The organism is Alloiococcus sp. CFN-8 (genome assembly GCF_049943125.1).
Classification (GTDB): domain Bacteria; phylum Bacillota; class Clostridia; order Clostridiales; family Clostridiaceae; genus JAEXZL01.
Genome location: NZ_CP188040.1, coordinates 1671523 through 1690704, shown reverse-complemented (window position 1 = coordinate 1690704; position 19182 = coordinate 1671523). Strand labels below are relative to the sequence as shown.

Here is a 19182-nt window from a genome sequence, read left to right as displayed (position 1 = left end):
CTCTTGTACAAACACAATATATAATAACATAATTCGACATTTATATGAAGGTTTGTTGTCGAAAAAAATAAAAGGTAAATGCTATAGCATTTACCTTTTATTTTTTTGATTTCTCTATTAACAGAAAAACCACTACTATAGTTAATAATAATGCTGAAACTATTAATGATATCCGCCTAAAAATTATAGGCATACTATTATAAAAATTAGAAGTAAAGCCACCAACGGCTAAAAATAATAAAAAAATCCCAAAGCTAATTTTGTTTTTAAGATCCTTACTCAAAATCCTCTCCACCTTTACACCATTAAATTTAAATTACTTATACTTTCTAAATTTATTTTAACCCATAATGAATTAGCTCTGAGTTTAATCCATTAAATCAGGGAGAATATTAGCATAACCTTCATGGGTAGTTGTATAAAACAAAACCTGCCTATTCTCATCCAGAAAAGCTATATCATCAAAGCCGAAATCTGTTTTCTCCACTGCATCATAGCTCCATTTATCAGTTGTATTAAAAAAGAAGGAATCAAAATTACTCAAATACTTAATGTATCTTTCATCAAACTTAAAAATATACCGTACCGCTGGGAAACCTCTTGTCCTTGTTCCAAGCCACTCATTTACCTTCTTCGTACCTATTAGCTCCATCTGTTTCAAAGCCTTTACTAGATTTAAGTCATTTTTATCTTCGCCATCAATCTGGACTAGCACTATATAGGCCGTCTTTGACTTTAATTTCTTTAGTATATCTAAATATTGTTCGTGGGAAGTGAGATTTATTAAAGTGGTCTTTTCTTCTCCGTACATGACTATGACCTCACTTTTAGATTAATTCCTTTAAACGTTTTATTGCAGAGTGGACTGTAAGCCTGTGATAGGTAATATGCAAGTATTCTTATTCATTAGATCTAATAAAGTGTCCACCTTCAAAAACAATATCATTCCCTGCTTCATCCTTATGGAAAGCCAATGATTCCCTTTTCTTCAGAACAAATCCAAGCTTATCTAAGAGCTTACAGGAGGGTTCATTTTTTAATGCTGTGCCTGCTGTAAATACCTTCACCTCATGATGCTTGTGCATATGTTTTATTACCTCAGAACAGCTTTCAAAAGCATAGCCCTTTCCAAAATAATCAGAATGGAAGCAGTAGCCTATATCATGACTTTCACCATCATCATGTAAGCTAATATAGCCAATCATTTCTGATGAGTCCTTAAGGAGGATAGCAAAAAACAACCCTGAAGCTGCAAAGCTCTTGGTCAAAGTCTTAATTTTATCATCCTCAGTAGGAAGTGGATGGTCATATATCGCATACTCTGATTTCTGAAAATCAGCTGCTATATTTTTTATCCCCATCCAATCCTCTTCTGTAACTTTTCTTATGATTAATCTATTGGTATTTATGCTCATTTTTCATCACCTACTATAGATTTTTTTATCATTAGTAGATTTATAAATCAGATATTATACAACTACCTTGCATAAATCCTTAATATATAAACCTATATGACTTCTTTAATTATGGTCGTATCTGTTGGCTTGTTTCTTTTATCTTTCGGTTAATATCTCAATAGCTTTATGATATTTTTCTATTCTCTTTAAAGCCTTCTCATCAAGCTTATCAAGTCTGTCAATATTACTATTATGATGTAGGTCAGCTAATTTTACTTTTCTCGCAATGGCATCCCTTTTTATTTCCTCGATGTAATCCATATAAGGAACCTTATCATCGTGAGTCATCATTGCTATAGCTTCTATTACTTCTCTCGGAAAGCCCTCATTCTCAAGGTCTTCCAGGGTTATCTCTGTGTCCTCAACCACATCATGGAGCAGAGCTACGCAGGTTGAGTACTCATCATCCATTTGAGTAGCTAACTCATAGGGGTGATAAACATAGGGCATGCCACTCTTATCTATCTGCTCTTTGTGTGCATTAAATGAAATGAGTAATGCTTTCTTTGTTAATGGTGTATAAAGCATAATAGCACCTCCTTAAAAGTAGTCTAACAGAATACTAGCCCTAAGCAAAAGAATTTATTTCATATATGAACAATGCAACTTTGAAGATTGTATTATTTTGTCTGCAATCCAATTCAAATCAAATAATAATATTATCTAATTAAATTTATTCAAATAATATTGAAACCAACATATCGATTTTATATAATAACTATTGATAAATAATAAATATTATATACAAAAGAAGTTGTGGGGGACATCATGTTAGATCAAAAAACAATAGATATAATAAAAAGCACAGTACCAGCTTTAAAAACTCATGGATTAGAGATAACTAAGACATTTTACAAAAATATGTTTGAACAAAATCCTGAAGTAGCTCCTTTATTCAACATGGAAAGACAAGCATCAGGAGAACAGCCAAAGGCTTTAGCTATGTCAATTTTAGCTGCTGCTCAAAATATAGATAACCTATCTGCTATAATGCCAGTAGTGAATACAATCGGAGTTAGACATTGTGACTCCAATGTTAAACCAGAGCATTATCCAATAGTAGGAAAGCACTTATTAGGAGCTATAAAAGAGGTTTTAGGCGATAATGCAACAGATGAAATTATCGATGCTTGGGCTAAAACATACGGAGTTCTTGCAGAAGTGTTTATAAATCACGAAAAAGAGATATATGCTTCAAGATAAAAATAATGGGGTCCTCGCTTTAGCGATTCAAATATCGCAGGCGAGGCCCCTTTTGGTGACTGGCACATGAGTTATGACTTATTACTTATGATTGGTTAACTTCAATGTGGAATTACTCTTTGGTTAAACATTAAATATCTGAATAGTGGCGTCTATATCATCAATTTTCTCTTCTGCTTCTATATAATTAATACCTTGCTGCTGATAAAATTTCGTCCAAAAATTCACTGCAGTTTTATTAGATGCTATTTGTGCAATTTTGTATTTACCTTTATATTTGTCTAGCAAAATCCTAATTGCAGCACTACCTACCCCCTTATTTCTAAATCCCTTTAATATAAAAAACTCATGAATAACATAATCTATATCTTTAGGAACATATCTTCCAGTATTAAAAAGGATAAAACCTACTACTTCATCTTTATAAACTATAAAATAAGGATTTAAATCCTCTGATTTAAAGTATAATTCTATCCCCTCATATTCAAACTTTCCCTCAGAATTAATTTTCAAATCAGCTGCAAACTCTGATAAATCATGTAAGTATAGATTAATTATATTCTCCAGCTTTGCCTTTAACTCTATTCCTATTCTTTCTAATCTTATTTCTTTAAAATTCATATTATAATCCTCAACCATATTTTTTATAGCTCCTTAATAAATTAAATTCACTATCTATTTAGCTGTATTTTTAAATGAAAAAATTAGTTTATATCCGTCAAAGGTTGACCCATGCTCTTCTTGAAAATTCCCATTAGTATAATCACTAATAGTTTTTCTCTTTCTCCCCTAATGTTTTTATTGGTTCATCCTCGTAAATCCCGTATTCATTAGGAACATTCCCATAAACCTCTGAAAGATCATGCAAGTATAGTGGATATATATTTTTTATGATATTCGAGTTTTCCTCATTTGCTAAAACTACTTTAACCTCCAAAACCTCAACCCCTATCCAGTATATAAATTGCAAAATAAATAGCATGCTAATTCTCTCTTTAATTAGCATGCTGACTATAAATAGGTCATTATACTTCTTTAAAATTTAACTTCTAATGTCCATTTAGAATCAGAATGATTTTCATAGAGCCACCATCCTACTCATCTAATTACGCTAATTTCTTAGGTTTCTTAGCTATAAACATTCCACTGCGTTTAGGTATATTGATACTTCCTTCTCTTATTATTATCTCGCTTAAGTACTCATGAAAGTCTTTTATCCTGCTCTCCGTCATTATGTCCTCTATGTTTACATGTCCCTTTAGAGACAGGATATAATCTGCTAAAGGCTTGGCTTCTGTTATATGAAGGGAATCATCATATACTAATCTCTCAACGGACTTAAAATGCTTAGTTAACTGATCAACTCCATCTTCTAATCCAAACTCATTAGCAACAGAAAAGGAAGCGTTATCAAGCCTGGAATCAAAATCTCTCACTAAAGCTTTAAGTCCCCTCATATTATAAACGCTATTAGTAGTAGCATAGAAGATTCCATCTGGTTTAAGTATTCTTGCAATCTCACTTATTGCTAAATCTCTATTTTGTATATGGTAAAGCATATGATTGGCTATAGCTTTATCAAAGGAGCTATCTTCATATTTAATCCTTTGTATATCCATAATAGAATAATCAATTATTTGTTCAATTCCTGAAAGGTTATCTTTTGCTATACTTAACATACCTTCAGATAAGTCTGTAAGAGTTACTTTAATATCCTCTGGTATTCTATTTTTATTACTCTTCCATGTAGTTCCATTACCACAACCAAATTCAATTATTCTATCACCAGGCTTAAAGGTATATTTCTCAAATACCCAGTTCTCCCACCCATATTCATTAGTACTGAAGCCCCTATGCAGAGCCTGTCTATCAGATAGATTCTTATCTGAATTATACTGATAACTAATTATTTCCCTATCATTTGCTCTAGACATATAAACACCTCACTCTATTATTCAATATTAATGTATGACTTTTCCCATAACATCCGCTCGTATTACTAATACTTTTCGTTAATTGGTCATAAATAAATTATAACATTTATTTGCTTTTATTGAATATAAATGTACTTTTTTTATTCTTAGTGCTATTAGTTATATATGAGCTTACGTTTCTTAAAGAAATGACTTTAGGAGTTTTAAATACTAAATTATCTTGCCAAGATGCATTTATCAATTTAAGCAAAAACCTCACTTGTTTAGGGTATGGTTCTCCAATAAGTCATAACTCATGTGCCTGTCACCTTTCCATTAAAATTACACGTCCTCCGTCAAGCCTTGATTCTTCGGCTGCTAGAGCAATAAAATGACTTTCCATGGATGCCTCTAAGGAGGTTATACGTTCTGATGGCTTCTTGTTTTCTGATATCATATCGAGGAAGCTTTCTACCAGTCTGCTATCTCCGCCGCCATGTCCTCTAAAGTCTGTTGAAAGCTTTGCTACATCTATAATTTCATGTTCCTTGCCGAACTCACACACATCTATAGTGTTAGTTCCCATATCTGCAATTATTTCTCCCTTAGTTCCCATGAACTTAGCATATCTTGATATTTTATCTGTAAGGCCAGACATAGTAAAGCTGATAGTGCTCCCATCAGTCATTTCAAGGTTTACTACCTGATGGTCAACTACGTTATTATCGCAATGATATACGCATCTGCCATAAGGACCTTCCTCAAGGGCCTTTCTTATGGACTCCTCTGTTGGATGAAGTGTCAGTACGTTGTTAGGCCATTCTGTATATCCATTACGTACTCCTGTTTTATCACTTTCTATATAAATCTTTTCACAGTCAAATGGACAATTATCCTTTACCCTACAGCCATTGAGACACCTTTCTGTTGAACCTGTTGGAGCCTTCTCCTCCTTAAATAGATAGGTGCTTCCAAAGGAAGATACCCTGCTACAGGTCTTTCCTGATAAATAAAGAAGCATATCAAAGTCATGGCAGCACTTCTGCAGTATCATAGGACTTGTTTCATCTGAATTTCTCCAGTTCCCTCTTACAAAACTATGAGCATAATGATAATAACCCACGTTCTCAACGGCCATTACTGATACCACATCACCTATTATACCTGAGTCTATAACCTCCTTAAGCTTTGTGTAGTAAGGAGTATATCTTAGAACATGGCAGATTACTACCTTCCTGTTACATTCCCTAGCCACCTTGATAATCTCTCTACACTCATCAAGCTCAGGTGAAATAGGCTTTTCCAAAAGCAGATCATAGCCCTTCCTTAGCGCTGGTATTGCATGTCCTACATGTTGCCTATCCTGTGTACATATAAACATTACATCAGCCAGCTTATCCTCCTTAAAAAGGCTTTCTGCACTGTCAAAGCACATTTCTTTTGAAACGTTATATTCCTTTGATATAAAGTCAACCTTCTCAGCCACTATATCGGCTATTGCCACTATTCTCATCTTATCCGGAAAAAGCTTCTGGCATGCTGCATATGCATCCCCACCCCTGCTTCCAAGTCCAGCTATTGCTACAGTTAACATTTTACTCATAAAGAATTCTCCCCTTTAGTTATATTTCATTACCACTATAAATTTAGCCTAAGTTATACTTTTATATGTCCCATATCATATGTTTCTTCCGCTTAAACAAACCTCTACTCTTAATTTAATTATACAATTCATAAGATATTTTATTTTGCAGAATCGTACTAAAAACTTATACAATCGTCCAATTATGGTACAATTAAACAAAAATAGATTCTACACGGAGGCCAGTATGCCATATATCAGCACTAAACTTAAGGAAGATATAGAGATACATGAAATAATCACTATCCATTACTTCGAGTATATAAAGCATTTTTATTTTAAAGGAGAGTGTCATAACTTCTGGGAGTTTCTCTGCGTAGATAAAGGGGAAATACAGGTGACTGCAGGGGATAATAAGTATATATTAAAAAAGGGAGACATGATATTCCATAAGCCTATGGAATTCCATGCCCTACGCTCTATAGGGGATACAGCTCCCAACCTTGTGGTAATATCCTTTGAATCCACTTCACCAGACATAAAGCTTTTTGAAAATAAGATATTCACTATAAATCCTGAACAGAAAAGAATCCTATCCAACATTCTATCGGAGGCAAGAAAGGCTTTCTCTACTCCTATACATATTCCTTCAGTAGAGCAGGTAAAGCCCTCTGAAAATGCTCCCTTTGGATCAGAACAGCTTATAAAGATATATCTTGAAATGCTGCTTATAAACCTTGCAAGGGACATGAAAAGTATACAGGTAGATCCAAAGGCAAAGTTATATACCGCTGTTTCCAATGAAAAGGCTTATGCTATAGACAGTATATTATCTTATTTAGAATCACATATTTTTGAAAGACTGACCATAAAGCAGATATGTAGCGATAACCTTATAAGTCGCACCTCCCTGGAAACGCTCTTCAATGAGGAAAAGGGCTGTGGTATCATAGATTATTTCAATAAAATGAAAATAGATAGGGCCAAGGAAATCATACGTTCTGGAACAAGAAGCATTACTGAAATATCTACTATACTTTCATATAGCTCTCCACAGTATTTTTCAAAGCAGTTTAAAATGCTTTCAGGAATGTCCCCAAAGGAATATGAGAAATCTATAAAAAGTCTTAGTGAAAGCTTTTTAAATAACCACACTCACTAGCTATTATTTCTGGAGTTAATTCATTTTTAATATTTTTCTCAATGAAATCAATACATAGCACTATTGTATTCTTATAGTTCAAATTCTCACCAACCTTTTCCCCACGTGGTAATTACGGTATAACATCGTAAATAGAATAAAACTGTTCCTAGCTTGCTATGTTTGCTCTATAAAAAAAGCACCTGTCAAAACAGATGCTTTTAATTCAATAAACTAGTTAGCTAAAGTAAATATATTGTGCAAGTATTCTTTACCCCTAAACAACTCATATCTCGAGCCAGATAAAACAAATCCAAGGTTTTCAGCAAGGCGGATTGATCGTTTATTATCTATATAAATACATGCACTTATCTCTTTTATATTCATATTTCTTGAGGCGAAGGTAATGACTTCTTTCATGGCTTCTTGCATATAACCATTTCCCCAAAATTCTTCCTTCAAATCGTAACCTATTTCAACCTTGTCCTCTTTTTGATTCCAGCAATGCAGTCCACAGGTACCCATTTTAACTCCATCTGATTTTCTAACTATAATCCAGCGATGCTGCAATCTTGGTTCAGGCTGTATATAAAAATCAATAATTTCATCGGCACCTTCAAGATCAGTTAATGGCTCTGCATCAAATAGATATCTGTTAACTACATCATCTGAAAACTGACTAAATATAAACTCTCTGTCATCCTTAGATATATTTTTAAGGAATAACCTTTCTGTTTCTATATCATAATAAAACATCTTTTCCTCCTTATATATGTTCAATCAAGAATGTTTTATAAAACTCATCTTTAATATATCCTAGCTTTATCGCAAGACTTTCTGAAATATCATTAAATGCAAGCCAGTGAGCTTCTATATGGTTTTTCAGGCAATACAGCAATAACTTTTCATTGTAATTATGAGCAATCATTTTTAATCAGCTGTAAATCACTATTACTTTATGGAAATATAATAATCAATAAGGCTTTCAGCTTGATTAATAACCTCATAATCAGAAGTCTCAGAAAGCTCAAAACCAGAGCTTGGGAGCCAAATACCATCAATGTAATCATATACAGGTTGACTTAAACTTTCACCATTCAAAGTATTATTCATAGTATCATAATGAAAAACGGCATATTTAGCTTTTGGTATAACCCTCATCACCATTCCTAGAGGAATATTGCTGCATTCCGATACTTCAATACCATAAAAATAAATATAATTAATCTCATTCTCATCTTTGCTTATATCCTGCACATCATAATCATAAGCCGCATAATGCAACTCTATGTTTACTCTATTCTTAATCTCCTCCGACATTTCCATGAACTTGTTTTTTATATTAGATAAAAGATTAAATTTTAAATTCTCTCCTTGATTTACTTTTCTTGCTATACCTAATAGCAATCTCTCATCTTTACAAATAATTTCTGGTTTCAATATTACTACTCCATCTTTTTTATTATTTGAAAGTAAGTTTACCTTTTCATATAACCAAGGCTCTCCATTGACCTTCCGAAAACTACTTGGCGACTTACCATAAGTGAGTTTAAAGGTTCTCGTAAACGCTTCATGGGATCCATAACCATAATCAAAAGCTATATCTGTTATACTACGTTTTGAAGTTGCTAAATCATAGGCTGCATTACTCAACTTTCTTTTGCGAACATACTCCTTCACTGAACAACCAACAAGTGGCGCAAACACCCTGTAAAAGTGTGGAATTGAATACCCTGAAGCCTTAGCTATCTCTTCAAGCTTTATATCTTCTTGCAAGTTGATTTCAATAAAGTCTATTGCCTTTTGAATATTGCTATAATAACTCATAAACCTCCCTCACTTTTACTTTATATATAAACAATACACCATACAGATAATTGATACTTGATTTATTTTATCATGTTAATGAGATGGTGACAGGCACATGAGTTATGACTTATGTGCCTATCACCAGATTTATCTCATAACATCAAAGCTATTCTATTGTTGTCCCAGCGAAACACACTAATTCTTTGTCTTCATTAAAACCACATTACTCGTAGACAGGTTGTCCATACATAAATAAGTGAGCCTTTTCGATTTTATTCATCAGTGTATATACTACATATTCTCACTATTAAAACCCTTTTAAACCTTAACTAATAACCTAATTATTAGAATTTTTTTGAGAATACTTTACCCATGTATAAAATATAAGAATTATTCCTATAACAAGACAGCTACCACTGACAGCTTCAATAAATCCAGAAAAAAATTGTTCATAAGCTTTTCCACCGGGTTTCCATATAGCAGAATAAATTGCTGTAATAAATGATATCAACAAGGAGCATAGAGCCCCTACCAATGACTCATTTCTTTTTAATTTTTCGATTTCATCAAGTAATGAAATTATAGTTTTATTATTTGCTATCTCTGTATTTTCCTGTTCAATGTATTCACCCTTTAATAATTCAATCATTGAGACTTCCAACACTTCACTTATCTCCTCAAATAATGAACTATCTGGCAAACACTTACCACACTCCCATTTTGAAACTGCTTTATCAGTTACATTAAGATATTCTCCAAGCTCTGTCTGAGTCATTTTTTTCTTTTTTCTAGCATCTGCTATAAATCGTCCAATTTTTTGTGTATCCATAATTCCCCTCCTTTAATAATATAATAATTCAAATACCAATATATCTATACCCACCAGAGGTAGAGTAGGTAGAATAAATGTAGAATACTAAAGTTTCCGTAAAAACCAAATCCCAAGGTGCTATTTTAGTGTCTATCACTGCGAAACCATACTTATCATATAGATTCTTTTCATTACTAATAGTATAAACTTTATCAAAGCTTATTTGAATCAAACTTCATTGCTTTGGTCCTTTCAAATGTTGATATATCACTTCTTACAATCTATAAACTAAATTCAATTAGTGTTATTGTACAATCATAATCCCAGATTAATCTCATAACACCAAAGCTGTTCATTATAATCTTTCTTTTCATATGTATATCCGCATTTCTCAATAAGCCGTTTCCAATATATATTCGCAGGGTGATTTGCTTTCAATACATGTAATATACACATTCCTTTATTTTTACTCCAAAAGCCTTTACATATGGCCTCGCATATTCCCTTTCTTCTGCTTGTCTCAATTAAGAAAATCTCATCTATAGAACATAAATTTTCCTCAGTATTATCAGAATAAGAAAATACAGCAAAACCAATGGGTCTACTATTCTCAGTTATACAAAATGCTTCGCAGTCCTGATCATTAATACACTCTTCCACCTGCTTAGATAAATAATTTCCTTCTATATCAATTTGTGTACCAAGCCAAGGATTATATCTTGAAAGCTCATGAGCATATATATTAAATAAGCTTACAAATGCGCTTTTCATTTCTGATGCTTTAATTAATTCCATTTCAATCCCTCCTAATTCTTATAATACCTTATTACCAATCATAATTGTATATTTTTTACTTTTCCTATATAAATTGTGGAATTTCTATTTTAGAAAAGAGTCAATATAAAACTTATTTCATATATTATTGTATAGATACTAATGAGAATAACTATGGTGGTGAAGTTTATGTCATTTTATGTAAATATCTATACCCCTGAAAGTAATACATCTAAAAAAGTTACAGATACTGAACCAGCTACTAATAACGTAGCTCAAGCAATAAATACTTTCTTTACTGTATCTCTTGTGCCAAAGCTTTTAAGCTCAGACACAATTACAAGAAACAATACTCAAAAAAGGCAATAGCGATGACAGGCACGTAAGTCATAACTCACGTGCCTGTCACCAATATTATTTATGAAAGGAAAATAGTATGTATAACTCTTATCCCTATCACCTCAATACTCCCATGAATAGCTCACCTCCTATGTGTGATGACTACAGAGTATACTCATATCCTTACTGTATTAACGCTCCAGTTCAAAGCTGGAATCCTCCCAGCAAATTAACTAATAATACAAATTATCAGGATACAAATATGATGAAGCTTATTTCAAACTTAAATAATAATGGTTTTATTGTTCAGGAAGGGAAGCTAAGCTATATAGATATACTAAAGCTGTGCAGTGATGGGAAGGTTGACTCTTGCTTAGGAAACAACGTAGGTGCTCCCTATGCTGTTTGCTTGCTGCCACCAGCACCCAATCAGCATCCATCAGAAGGACAGGAACCTCCCATAGGTTATAACCCAAAAAGTGCTGATAATTATCCTGCCAATATAAATTATTTAGCTCCTGGCTTTAGCTCAAAGCTCCGTCCAGATGAAGCAATTGTATTAATAGGACAGACACCTCCTCCTGCTCTGTACTATTGTTTCCGCAGCTATATTGGTTTTGCGGAGAATCTACCGGAAAAGGATTATAGTAATGACATTACCGCAGGTGATGATTCTACTGGCTTTTACCACATGATTTTTGCTAGCTTAGGTGATCAGCTAAATAATTATAATCTCTGGACTGGCAACACTCCTAATGGACAGCCTGGGAAGCCTTTTAACAGCTCTACAATTATAATTAGCACTGCTGATATTAGCATAAACCAGCAAATCCGCACTTCCTTATATGCAGCTGGATATAGTCCAGACATAATGAATAATGATAATATACCTGTAGAACTGGTTAATATGGGTCTTGATGCTGGAAAAGACACCTTCATATTTATGATGAGATTTGCATTATGGGCTGATCAAAATATAGGCAAAGAGTATATTAATAATATTGATAAATACCTTAAAGTACTTAGAATTACCCCTAGATCTCCCATTAATAATCTTACTCCCTGGCCCGTGCCAACCCTTAAGATTAGAGAAACGGGCATTACTGAGTATCAAGTTGTTCCAAACTGCAGAAGAGATTTAAATCATCTCAGAAGTGAAATCATTAAGAACTATGCCGGTAAAGAGTACGACACAGTGGATCTGGATTTTGTTGTAGCTATTCCTGATAATTACAACGGATTATTACGGGATATGAATATTTATGGAGATGATAGAGATGCGGTGTATTTTAAAACAGAGGATTTCAAACTAACAAGCGATGATGACTTTGTAATGGTATATGGCATCAATCATAAGCGTACGGGCAAGGCAATATACTCCAATGCAAGCTTTTATGGAGTAGAGCTTTTCAATGGAGTTGCAGGAGCCTTCAGTACAGTACAGTTCCCCGATACCGCTATCCCCTACTTCCCTAAAGGTTATAACAGCTCTCAATTCTATTATGTATACAAAATGGCAAGAAAGGCTGATGAGGACAATGTTGTCATAATCCCTTACAGCACAGGAAATCCTCAAGGGAAGGCCTACGGAGTTGATAATAATCAAGCTGCTCGTATAGTTTTTAGAGTTTATTTAGATCAAATAGCTATGGTTGGCCCATATATCTTTGATATTATCTGGGACCGTGCAATACTTTTTAAGAAAAGGTGACAGGCACATGAGTTATGACTTATGTGTAAAAAATAGCCTTAGCCATTAAAATTATTTGGCTAAGGCTATTAAATATTTTACTTAAATCAGGCTTTATTCGTATCATTAATTATGCTTAATATTGATGGTATTACATCAAACAGATATTTGATTGCTGTACCATCTCAATATGGGCTAAATATATACTCTTTAAAAAATCAGCTCCCCAGCCTTATACCCCGCTGGTAATTCTTCTTCACTTAAGAATTTGAAGCTATCATCACGTAGTATTGGTAAAAATGCTTCATATGGAAGCCTTGTAAACTCACAGGCATAGTTGCTGGCTCCGAACCATTTGCCTTCTTTGCTGCTAAGATTTAAATCTCTAGCAAACTTTGTACTGTTGGAGCAATCGTGAACTGCTAAGTCCCAGTTTTCTTCGCTGGCTATTTTCATGAATTTTAAGGTTAACTCTCTGCTCCAGATTGGAGATATATAGCCATGTCTTGAAATATACATGTTTTCTTCGTAGTAGTTATCTATGTTGTTTTCATTTAAATGTAGCTCTGCACAATTGATGAAATCCAGCTTTGTATCTAAAATCGCCTGTTTTTTCTTGAAGAAGCCTTCAAAAAATTCAGGAGTCATTGGTGTTTCGATACCTACATTTTTAATGTATTTTTTCGCTATTTTAATATTTTCAATAACCTTGTCTGAGCACTTAGAAGCACCTAAATTGAAACGAATCTCATCAAGACCAGCTTCAGCCAATGCTTTCAAGGTTTCTTCTGTAGCTAAAAGCCCATTGGTATACAGGTGCTGGTGTATTCCTGCAGCACTGAATTTCTTTATAACTGAATAGTATTTTTCAATCTCCATGAAGGGCTCTAAATAAACATAGGCAACTCCCGTGGGCTTCTTTTGGATGGAAAGGAGTAAATCAATATCCTTCTCATAAAACTTTGTGCCTCCAATTTCCCACATGCCTTCCCCAATAGGAGGAATATCCTCTAGTTGTCCATAGTTATAACAGAACTTGCACTCTATATTACATTTATTAGTCTTCCGAACTGCACCAAGGCCAGTGCCAAAAAGACAAGAACGGCATCCCTTGGAAAACTTGCTATCCTCACCTACAAAAAGAGTTCTATTCTCCAAGGTTTTTAAGCCTTTAATTTCCGACATTAGCTTGTCGTTTCTATGATCAATGGCTGCCTCAATTTGAGCAAAGGTAGAGTAAACTATCTCCTGCTGCTTTGTCATTAGCTCCTGATCCTCCGGTAGCATTGCAAAAAACTCAAACCACATAAGTGCATCCTTCTTTGAAATCTTCATAATGTATCCCCCTGTTGGTGACAGGCACATGAGTTATGACTTATGTGCCTGTCACATCTTTTTTATCAATTTAGTTACTGCTGATTGAGAAATTCCTATGAATTCCCCTATTTCTTTAAGCGTATATTTATATTTTAATGCTTCGTTAATATAAAGTAACTTTAAACTCATTAAATGACGTTTTCTTGATCCAGCTTTAATTAAGTCATAATCCCCTTCCTTAAGCACTATACTACTGATTATCTCATCTAAGGCTTTCCTGTCAGACTCAATACTTTTTGAATTTTCAACAGTTATATTTCTAAAGCGAATATCCGGAAACATATCTTTAATATCTTTGAAATCAGTATTATGAATCTCCTCAAGACTCTCCATAAGCTGAAGGTATCTTTTTCTTGCTTCGTATCGCCTTATTGAGAGTATCTTAAGCATCAGATCAATGTTTACAAAGGATTTTATCCCTCTCCTATAAAAGAAATCACTGCTCCATCTATATTTACTCACAGCATCGCACAAATTTGCTCTCACTGGGTTTCTATGGATGTATCTAAGAAGCCATATGAGGTAAGCATCATCATCAACTACCTTACTATTATACCTTTCCTCAAAAACATGACCTGTTCTTTCCCGTCTATAATTATAAAACTTGCTGTATGTATTATTAATTCTATGCATTACCTTACTTAAAGCAGCTTCATTAGTCCTTAAAATCATATGATAGTGATTATCCATAATCACATAGGCAAACAGCTCATAATTATATATGGTCATATGCTCTTTAATTTGCTTTAAAAAGTAGCCTTTTTCAACGGGATCACGGAATATATGCTCCCTATTGTTTCCCCTCTGAAACACATGGTAAATGGCTCCCTGGAATTCTAATCTTGGTTTCCTAGTCAATGGTATCACCTCATGGATGATTATTGCCTCTTCACCTTAATTTATTCAATAAGTCATAACTCACGTGCCTGTCACCCGCAAATCATCATCTTAATATACCCCGGTAAGACCTTCATAGAGCCGATACCTACTCTATAAAGGGTTGAAAACCCAAAACGCTTTATCATGTATGCGCTGCTATTACATCTTAAATTTATAAATAGCAGGGTTTTAATAATTTCATAATAGTACCTTCTTAGTGATAGCTTTGAGGGCTTAATGGATACCTTGCTAAAGCTCCACTTTTCAAATTCATCTTCCCTTATGAGCAATCTATCCTTATATTGATTATATAAGGGTAGATTAGGAAATGGTGTGAGAGGACTGAAGGTTGATATTTCAGGCTTTAGCCTCATGATATAGCTTCTAAAGGCTTTAAACTCCTTTGTGTCCCAGTCAGGATGCAGCATAAAAGAAGCCCAGCAATCCACTCCAATATCCTTAAGGATTTTTGCTGCCTTAAAGCTGTCATTAACAGTGGATTTCTTTTTATAGTTTTTAAGCTCCTCCTCATTAAAGGTCTCATAACCCACAAGTACCGCCTTAAGTCCATTTCTGGCAACTCTTTCTACCGTCTCTGGATGTGATATTATGCTGTTTACACTGGCATAGCAAATAAAGTTCTTCTTTATATTCTCAGCTTCTAATAGGTCACAGAACCTTTCCATCCTATCCTTATTATTTAAAAAGTCATTATCATATATCATAATGCTTTCCTCTTTAATATCCTTAATCTGCTGAACGATACATTGAAGATCTATATCCTGTTCATTAGCTCCTTCAATCCTCCACCTTAAGCAGAAATCACAGTGTTTACTGCAGCCTAAGGAGGTCTGCATTATTGCACAGGGCTTAAAGCCTAGATAGCTATAGTGCTTTCTATACTTTTCTGTAGATCTTCTATCAGGAACAATATATTCATTTCTCCCGAAGATTTCTATTGATTTATATCCATGCGCCCTGCTATAAATTCCTTCTATCAGTGGTGTAACTTCATTATTGGAGAGATATTCAAATAAACTAGTTAAATTACTTCTAGTGGTATATTTGAATACATAATCAATATTATCATCAAAGAAGGCCTTTGTATTTAGGAAGGCTTGGGTCCCCCCTACTAAGGTTATTACATCCTTGTTGATCTCCTTAGCCTTCGCAGCAATTTCCTTAACCATATTTACATCTATACAAAGAGAGGTTATCCCTATAACATCAGGGTTAAAGCTCCTAAAGGTTTCTTCAAAGCTCTCACCAGGAACCATTAAATCTAAAATCTCAACCTGATGGTCATCCTTCAGTATTGTATATATAATTTCAAGCCCTATAGGCTCAGCATACATAAACTCTCCTAAGGTAATGGCTTGTTTTATTCTCGGTGGTCGAACTAATAGTACTTTCAACTTATTACTCAACGAAACTCACCTCAATTTTTTTAATAAGTAATACTCATGTGCCTGTCACCAATAAGTCATAACTCATGTGCCTGTCACCAACAAGGCCACCTATATAATATTCGGTGTTATCCTCTGCTTAATCTGATACCTGTAAAATAAATTAATCCCTAGGTAAAACATGTATAAGAACGGCTTTTTAAGGAATTCCTTATTAAACAGTGTCCGGTTAAATATGCTTTTCAGGGTAAACACCTCGTTGTATAGGTCCCAGTAAGCTTTGGTTAGCTCCTCTGGGGTCATGTTTTTAGGTATGTGAACAGCTTCTGTGCCATTGTAGGAGTAGATATTTTTGTTGTATATCCTATTTTTTCTTTCCATTTCCTTGTAGAATACAGTACCGGGTATGGGAGTAAGTATATAAAATCTAGGAACTACAATTTTATTGTCTTCTATGAATTTTGCCGTTGCTTTTATTGACTCTAGGGTATCTCCATCGGCTCCTACTACCATCTCTGTGGATAGGTCTATTCCATGACGGCTTATATTTTTCAGAAGTCTTCCGTATTCATTGGGATCAGCCCAGCTCTTTTGCATAGAGTCTAAGCTTTCCTTGGAGACACTTTCTAGTCCAAAGCTTAAGGCTGTGCATCCGCTTTCCGCAGCTATTTTAAGGAGCTCATCATCCTCTCCAATCTTTACGGAGCATTGAGAAAGCCAGCTCATATTTAGCTTCTTGATTTCCTTACATAACTCAATCATATACGCTCTATCGGAAAGTATATTGTCATCTAAAAGCAAGAACTTATTAAAACCCAAGGATTTTATATGCTTAATATCCCTTATGACCTCTTCAATGCTTCTTCTATAATATTTAGTTTTATATAAGCAGTATACGGAGCAAAAGCTGCAGGTGTTGGGACAGCCTCTACCAGCTTGCACCGGCAGAAAATCTCCTATATTTTTATTTATAATCAAATCAAATCTAGGCAGAGGATATTCCAATTTTGTAAGGGGCTTTTCATAAAAATCCTTTAATTCTCCCTTTTCTATGTCCTCTAAAACAGTTCTCCAGACTCCTTCACCATCACCAATAACCACGGCATCGCAATATTTCTTACCTTCCTCCGGCATTAAGCTCACCATATAGCCTCCGAGAATAACTATCTTACCTCTCTTTTTAAACTCCTTGGCAATTTCTATGGTTCTCATAACAGCGTGTCCCATGCTGCTTATGGCTATTACATCGGCATCAGTGTGAAAATTCACTTCTTCAATGGTTTCTAGGCATATTTCACACTGCCAATCCTCTGGGGTCAGTGCAGCCAATACCGGCAGTGCTAAGCCCACAAAGTACAGCTTATTCTTTTTAACTAGATTTCCCTTGTAATCATAAGGGGTAGGCTGAATGAATAATATCTTCTTATTCACTTAAAACACCACTTTCTTATAGAGATTTCACTACACTTTTAACAAACTTACCGGCAGCCTTCATTATATAATTTATATCTATATAGTCATAAACACCCTTCTTCTTACCAAGAAGAGCAATCTTTATTGTCAGCTTATAAAACTCTAAATAAAAAGCCTTTCGAGACATCTTCTTTGGCTCCAACACAAGATGAAGGAAGTCCCAATGCTCTATATTATCAGTAATGATTTTCTCCTTATACTGGTGAAAAATATCCGTTCCAGGAACAGGAGTAAAAATAGAAACAGTAGAATAATGAAGATCCTTATCCTTTATCCATTTATAAAGCTTATTAAAATCTTCTTTTGCTGCATCCATATTCACAATAAATAATGCTATGCAATCAATGTGATATTTCTTCAGTATATTTACGCATTGCTCATTAAAATCCTTGGAGGTTGCCTTTGTATAGGAATCCAGTGTAGAATCATCTATAGCCTCAAGGCCTACAATGATTGCCTTAGTTCCAATAGCCGCTAGCTCTCCTATTAGCTTCTCATTATTAACTATAAAATCAGCCCTGCTGTAAAATATATAATTCTTCTTAATACCCTTTTCTTTTATTAAGCTTATAAATTTGTTAACACGCTCTGTACTTAAAAGAAAGCTATCATCTACAATATGGATATTATCGCACTCTATGCCTTCAATCTCCTCTACCACCTTCTCAATAGATCTAGCTGCATAATACCCATTATTAACCTTTCTACAGAAGCAGAAATTGCACTGATAAGGACAGCTAAAAGCAGTTTTCACTATGGCACAGGGAGTGAAGCCTAAGTATCTATATTTATCTTTATTCTCATAAAAATGCCTTCTATCAGGAATGGGCAGCTTATCAGGATTTATTGATAATGGCTTATTCTCATACCAACCGCTACCTGTTCTATAGCAGATACCTGCAATATTACTCAAAGCCTTTTCATAACCTTTGTCCAATAACTTTATAAGCTCTTTAAAAGGCTCCAGTGAGCTACTTCGAACTATAAAATCTATAGTATCCACATAAAACCTTTTATAATTAACCTCTGCGTGAACACCGCCCACCATTACCTTGATATTAGAATTGTGGCTTTTAATTATCCTTGAGCACTGAATAATAATAGGCTCTTGAGTTATATATCCGGTGATTGCTACCATATCAGGATTAAAGCTCTTTAATACTTCTTCCAAGCTTCTCTCATCAAATAAACAATCAAGAATCTCGCAATTGACCTTTTCTTCAAGAGCAGCAGTATACAGATACTCAAGCTCTAAAGGCTCAAGGTTTATTAAATTTATACTTGCAACGATGCCTGAGGACTTTGGCCTTACTAGCAGTAAATTCATA

22 protein-coding genes are annotated in these 19182 nt (G+C 34.3%); 4 read left to right on the top strand and 18 right to left on the bottom strand.

The genetic code is table 11. The annotated features are described in order from the left end of the window. Window positions 1-97: 97 nt before the first annotated feature. The 4 genes from ACPWSR_RS07720 to ACPWSR_RS07705 form a co-directional block, all read right to left on the bottom strand. A complete protein-coding gene (locus ACPWSR_RS07720; RefSeq protein WP_426351103.1) occupies window positions 98-283 on the bottom strand; it encodes a hypothetical protein in 186 nt (61 codons plus the stop codon). Window positions 284-367: 84 nt separating this feature from the next. Then, window positions 368-811 carry a hypothetical protein gene (locus ACPWSR_RS07715; protein ID WP_426351102.1) on the bottom strand — a complete coding sequence of 148 codons (444 nt, stop codon included), beginning with the start codon at window positions 809-811 and terminating at the stop codon, window positions 368-370. Window positions 812-899: 88 nt separating this feature from the next. Continuing rightward, a complete protein-coding gene (locus tag ACPWSR_RS07710; RefSeq protein ID WP_426351101.1) occupies window positions 900-1415 on the bottom strand; it encodes a GNAT family N-acetyltransferase in 516 nt (171 codons plus the stop codon). A gap of 138 nt (window positions 1416-1553) precedes the next feature. Further along, a complete protein-coding gene (locus ACPWSR_RS07705) occupies window positions 1554-1985 on the bottom strand; it encodes a GTP pyrophosphokinase (protein WP_426351100.1) in 432 nt (143 codons plus the stop codon). 240 nt (window positions 1986-2225) lie between these two features. Between ACPWSR_RS07705 and ACPWSR_RS07700 the strand changes: the two genes are divergently transcribed. Beyond that, window positions 2226-2660 (top strand): globin domain-containing protein, encoded by a 435-nt coding sequence (locus tag ACPWSR_RS07700; RefSeq protein WP_426351099.1) that lies wholly within the window; start codon window positions 2226-2228, stop codon window positions 2658-2660. A 123-nt stretch (window positions 2661-2783) separates the two neighbouring features. Here ACPWSR_RS07700 and ACPWSR_RS07695 read toward each other — a convergent pair whose 3' ends face one another. The 4 genes from ACPWSR_RS07695 to ACPWSR_RS07680 form a co-directional block, all read right to left on the bottom strand. After that, window positions 2784-3299: a GNAT family N-acetyltransferase gene (locus ACPWSR_RS07695; protein WP_426351098.1), complete on the bottom strand. Its 516-nt coding sequence runs from the start codon at window positions 3297-3299 to the stop codon at window positions 2784-2786. Window positions 3300-3426: 127 nt separating this feature from the next. After that, on the bottom strand, window positions 3427-3597 hold the full coding sequence (locus ACPWSR_RS07690) for a hypothetical protein (RefSeq protein ID WP_426351097.1): 171 nt from the start codon (window positions 3595-3597) through the stop codon (window positions 3427-3429). Between the two features lie 169 nt (window positions 3598-3766). Further along, on the bottom strand, window positions 3767-4594 hold the full coding sequence (locus ACPWSR_RS07685) for a class I SAM-dependent methyltransferase (RefSeq protein WP_426351096.1): 828 nt from the start codon (window positions 4592-4594) through the stop codon (window positions 3767-3769). Between the two features lie 304 nt (window positions 4595-4898). Next, complete coding sequence (locus ACPWSR_RS07680) at window positions 4899-6176, bottom strand: Gfo/Idh/MocA family protein (RefSeq protein WP_426351095.1); 1278 nt, start codon at window positions 6174-6176, stop codon at window positions 4899-4901. A gap of 226 nt (window positions 6177-6402) precedes the next feature. Here ACPWSR_RS07680 and ACPWSR_RS07675 point away from each other — a divergent pair, with 226 nt between their 5' ends. Continuing rightward, complete coding sequence (locus ACPWSR_RS07675) at window positions 6403-7317, top strand: helix-turn-helix domain-containing protein (protein WP_426351094.1); 915 nt, start codon at window positions 6403-6405, stop codon at window positions 7315-7317. 213 nt (window positions 7318-7530) lie between these two features. On the opposite strand, the gene ACPWSR_RS07670 is transcribed toward ACPWSR_RS07675, so the two are convergent. The 5 genes from ACPWSR_RS07670 to ACPWSR_RS07650 form a co-directional block, all read right to left on the bottom strand. Further along, window positions 7531-8052 (bottom strand): GNAT family N-acetyltransferase, encoded by a 522-nt coding sequence (locus tag ACPWSR_RS07670; protein WP_426351093.1) that lies wholly within the window; start codon window positions 8050-8052, stop codon window positions 7531-7533. Window positions 8053-8062: 10 nt separating this feature from the next. Next, window positions 8063-8224, bottom strand: a complete 162-nt coding sequence (locus ACPWSR_RS07665) for a GNAT family N-acetyltransferase (protein WP_426351092.1) — start codon at window positions 8222-8224, stop codon at window positions 8063-8065. Window positions 8225-8247: 23 nt separating this feature from the next. Further along, complete coding sequence (locus ACPWSR_RS07660; protein ID WP_426351091.1) at window positions 8248-9123, bottom strand: AraC family transcriptional regulator; 876 nt, start codon at window positions 9121-9123, stop codon at window positions 8248-8250. Between the two features lie 319 nt (window positions 9124-9442). Next, window positions 9443-9934, bottom strand: coding sequence for a helix-turn-helix domain-containing protein (locus tag ACPWSR_RS07655; protein WP_426351090.1), 492 nt, complete (start codon window positions 9932-9934; stop codon window positions 9443-9445). A gap of 297 nt (window positions 9935-10231) precedes the next feature. Continuing rightward, the gene (locus ACPWSR_RS07650; protein ID WP_426351089.1) at window positions 10232-10711 is read right to left on the bottom strand and encodes a GNAT family N-acetyltransferase; all 480 of its coding nucleotides are present in this window, start codon (window positions 10709-10711) and stop codon (window positions 10232-10234) included. A gap of 168 nt (window positions 10712-10879) precedes the next feature. Between ACPWSR_RS07650 and ACPWSR_RS07645 the strand changes: the two genes are divergently transcribed. Next, entirely contained in the window at window positions 10880-11059 is a 180-nt protein-coding gene (locus ACPWSR_RS07645; protein WP_426351088.1) for a hypothetical protein, read from the top strand. Between the two features lie 103 nt (window positions 11060-11162). Next, entirely contained in the window at window positions 11163-12740 is a 1578-nt protein-coding gene (locus ACPWSR_RS07640; protein ID WP_426351087.1) for a hypothetical protein, read from the top strand. 189 nt (window positions 12741-12929) lie between these two features. Here the strand turns inward: ACPWSR_RS07640 and ACPWSR_RS07635 are convergent, their stop codons facing one another. From ACPWSR_RS07635 to ACPWSR_RS07615, 5 genes are all read right to left on the bottom strand, one after another. Beyond that, window positions 12930-14054 (bottom strand): radical SAM protein, encoded by a 1125-nt coding sequence (locus tag ACPWSR_RS07635; protein WP_426351086.1) that lies wholly within the window; start codon window positions 14052-14054, stop codon window positions 12930-12932. A gap of 51 nt (window positions 14055-14105) precedes the next feature. Further along, on the bottom strand, window positions 14106-14954 hold the full coding sequence (locus tag ACPWSR_RS07630) for a transposase (RefSeq protein ID WP_426351085.1): 849 nt from the start codon (window positions 14952-14954) through the stop codon (window positions 14106-14108). Window positions 14955-15025: 71 nt separating this feature from the next. Beyond that, window positions 15026-16402 (bottom strand): B12-binding domain-containing radical SAM protein, encoded by a 1377-nt coding sequence (locus tag ACPWSR_RS07625; RefSeq protein ID WP_426351084.1) that lies wholly within the window; start codon window positions 16400-16402, stop codon window positions 15026-15028. Window positions 16403-16492: 90 nt separating this feature from the next. Continuing rightward, window positions 16493-17812, bottom strand: a complete 1320-nt coding sequence (locus ACPWSR_RS07620; RefSeq protein WP_426351083.1) for a B12-binding domain-containing radical SAM protein — start codon at window positions 17810-17812, stop codon at window positions 16493-16495. A gap of 16 nt (window positions 17813-17828) precedes the next feature. Beyond that, a complete protein-coding gene (locus ACPWSR_RS07615; protein ID WP_426351082.1) occupies window positions 17829-19181 on the bottom strand; it encodes a B12-binding domain-containing radical SAM protein in 1353 nt (450 codons plus the stop codon). Window position 19182 lies beyond the last annotated feature (1 nt).

Coding starts and splice junctions, on each gene's coding strand:
- ACPWSR_RS07715 (WP_426351102.1), bottom strand. CDS start 811: ATGTACGGAGAAGAAAAGACCACTTTAATAAATCTCACTTCCCACGAA.
- ACPWSR_RS07710 (WP_426351101.1), bottom strand. CDS start 1,415: ATGAGCATAAATACCAATAGATTAATCATAAGAAAAGTTACAGAAGAG.
- ACPWSR_RS07705 (WP_426351100.1), bottom strand. CDS start 1,985: ATGCTTTATACACCATTAACAAAGAAAGCATTACTCATTTCATTTAAT.
- ACPWSR_RS07700 (WP_426351099.1), top strand. CDS start 2,226: ATGTTAGATCAAAAAACAATAGATATAATAAAAAGCACAGTACCAGCT.
- ACPWSR_RS07695 (WP_426351098.1), bottom strand. CDS start 3,299: ATGGTTGAGGATTATAATATGAATTTTAAAGAAATAAGATTAGAAAGA.
- ACPWSR_RS07685 (WP_426351096.1), bottom strand. CDS start 4,594: ATGTCTAGAGCAAATGATAGGGAAATAATTAGTTATCAGTATAATTCA.
- ACPWSR_RS07680 (WP_426351095.1), bottom strand. CDS start 6,176: ATGAGTAAAATGTTAACTGTAGCAATAGCTGGACTTGGAAGCAGGGGT.
- ACPWSR_RS07675 (WP_426351094.1), top strand. CDS start 6,403: ATGCCATATATCAGCACTAAACTTAAGGAAGATATAGAGATACATGAA.
- ACPWSR_RS07670 (WP_426351093.1), bottom strand. CDS start 8,052: ATGTTTTATTATGATATAGAAACAGAAAGGTTATTCCTTAAAAATATA.
- ACPWSR_RS07665 (WP_426351092.1), bottom strand. CDS start 8,224: ATGATTGCTCATAATTACAATGAAAAGTTATTGCTGTATTGCCTGAAA.
- ACPWSR_RS07660 (WP_426351091.1), bottom strand. CDS start 9,123: ATGAGTTATTATAGCAATATTCAAAAGGCAATAGACTTTATTGAAATC.
- ACPWSR_RS07655 (WP_426351090.1), bottom strand. CDS start 9,934: ATGGATACACAAAAAATTGGACGATTTATAGCAGATGCTAGAAAAAAG.
- ACPWSR_RS07650 (WP_426351089.1), bottom strand. CDS start 10,711: ATGGAATTAATTAAAGCATCAGAAATGAAAAGCGCATTTGTAAGCTTA.
- ACPWSR_RS07645 (WP_426351088.1), top strand. CDS start 10,880: ATGTCATTTTATGTAAATATCTATACCCCTGAAAGTAATACATCTAAA.
- ACPWSR_RS07640 (WP_426351087.1), top strand. CDS start 11,163: ATGAATAGCTCACCTCCTATGTGTGATGACTACAGAGTATACTCATAT.
- ACPWSR_RS07635 (WP_426351086.1), bottom strand. CDS start 14,054: ATGAAGATTTCAAAGAAGGATGCACTTATGTGGTTTGAGTTTTTTGCA.
- ACPWSR_RS07615 (WP_426351082.1), bottom strand. CDS start 19,181: ATGAATTTACTGCTAGTAAGGCCAAAGTCCTCAGGCATCGTTGCAAGT.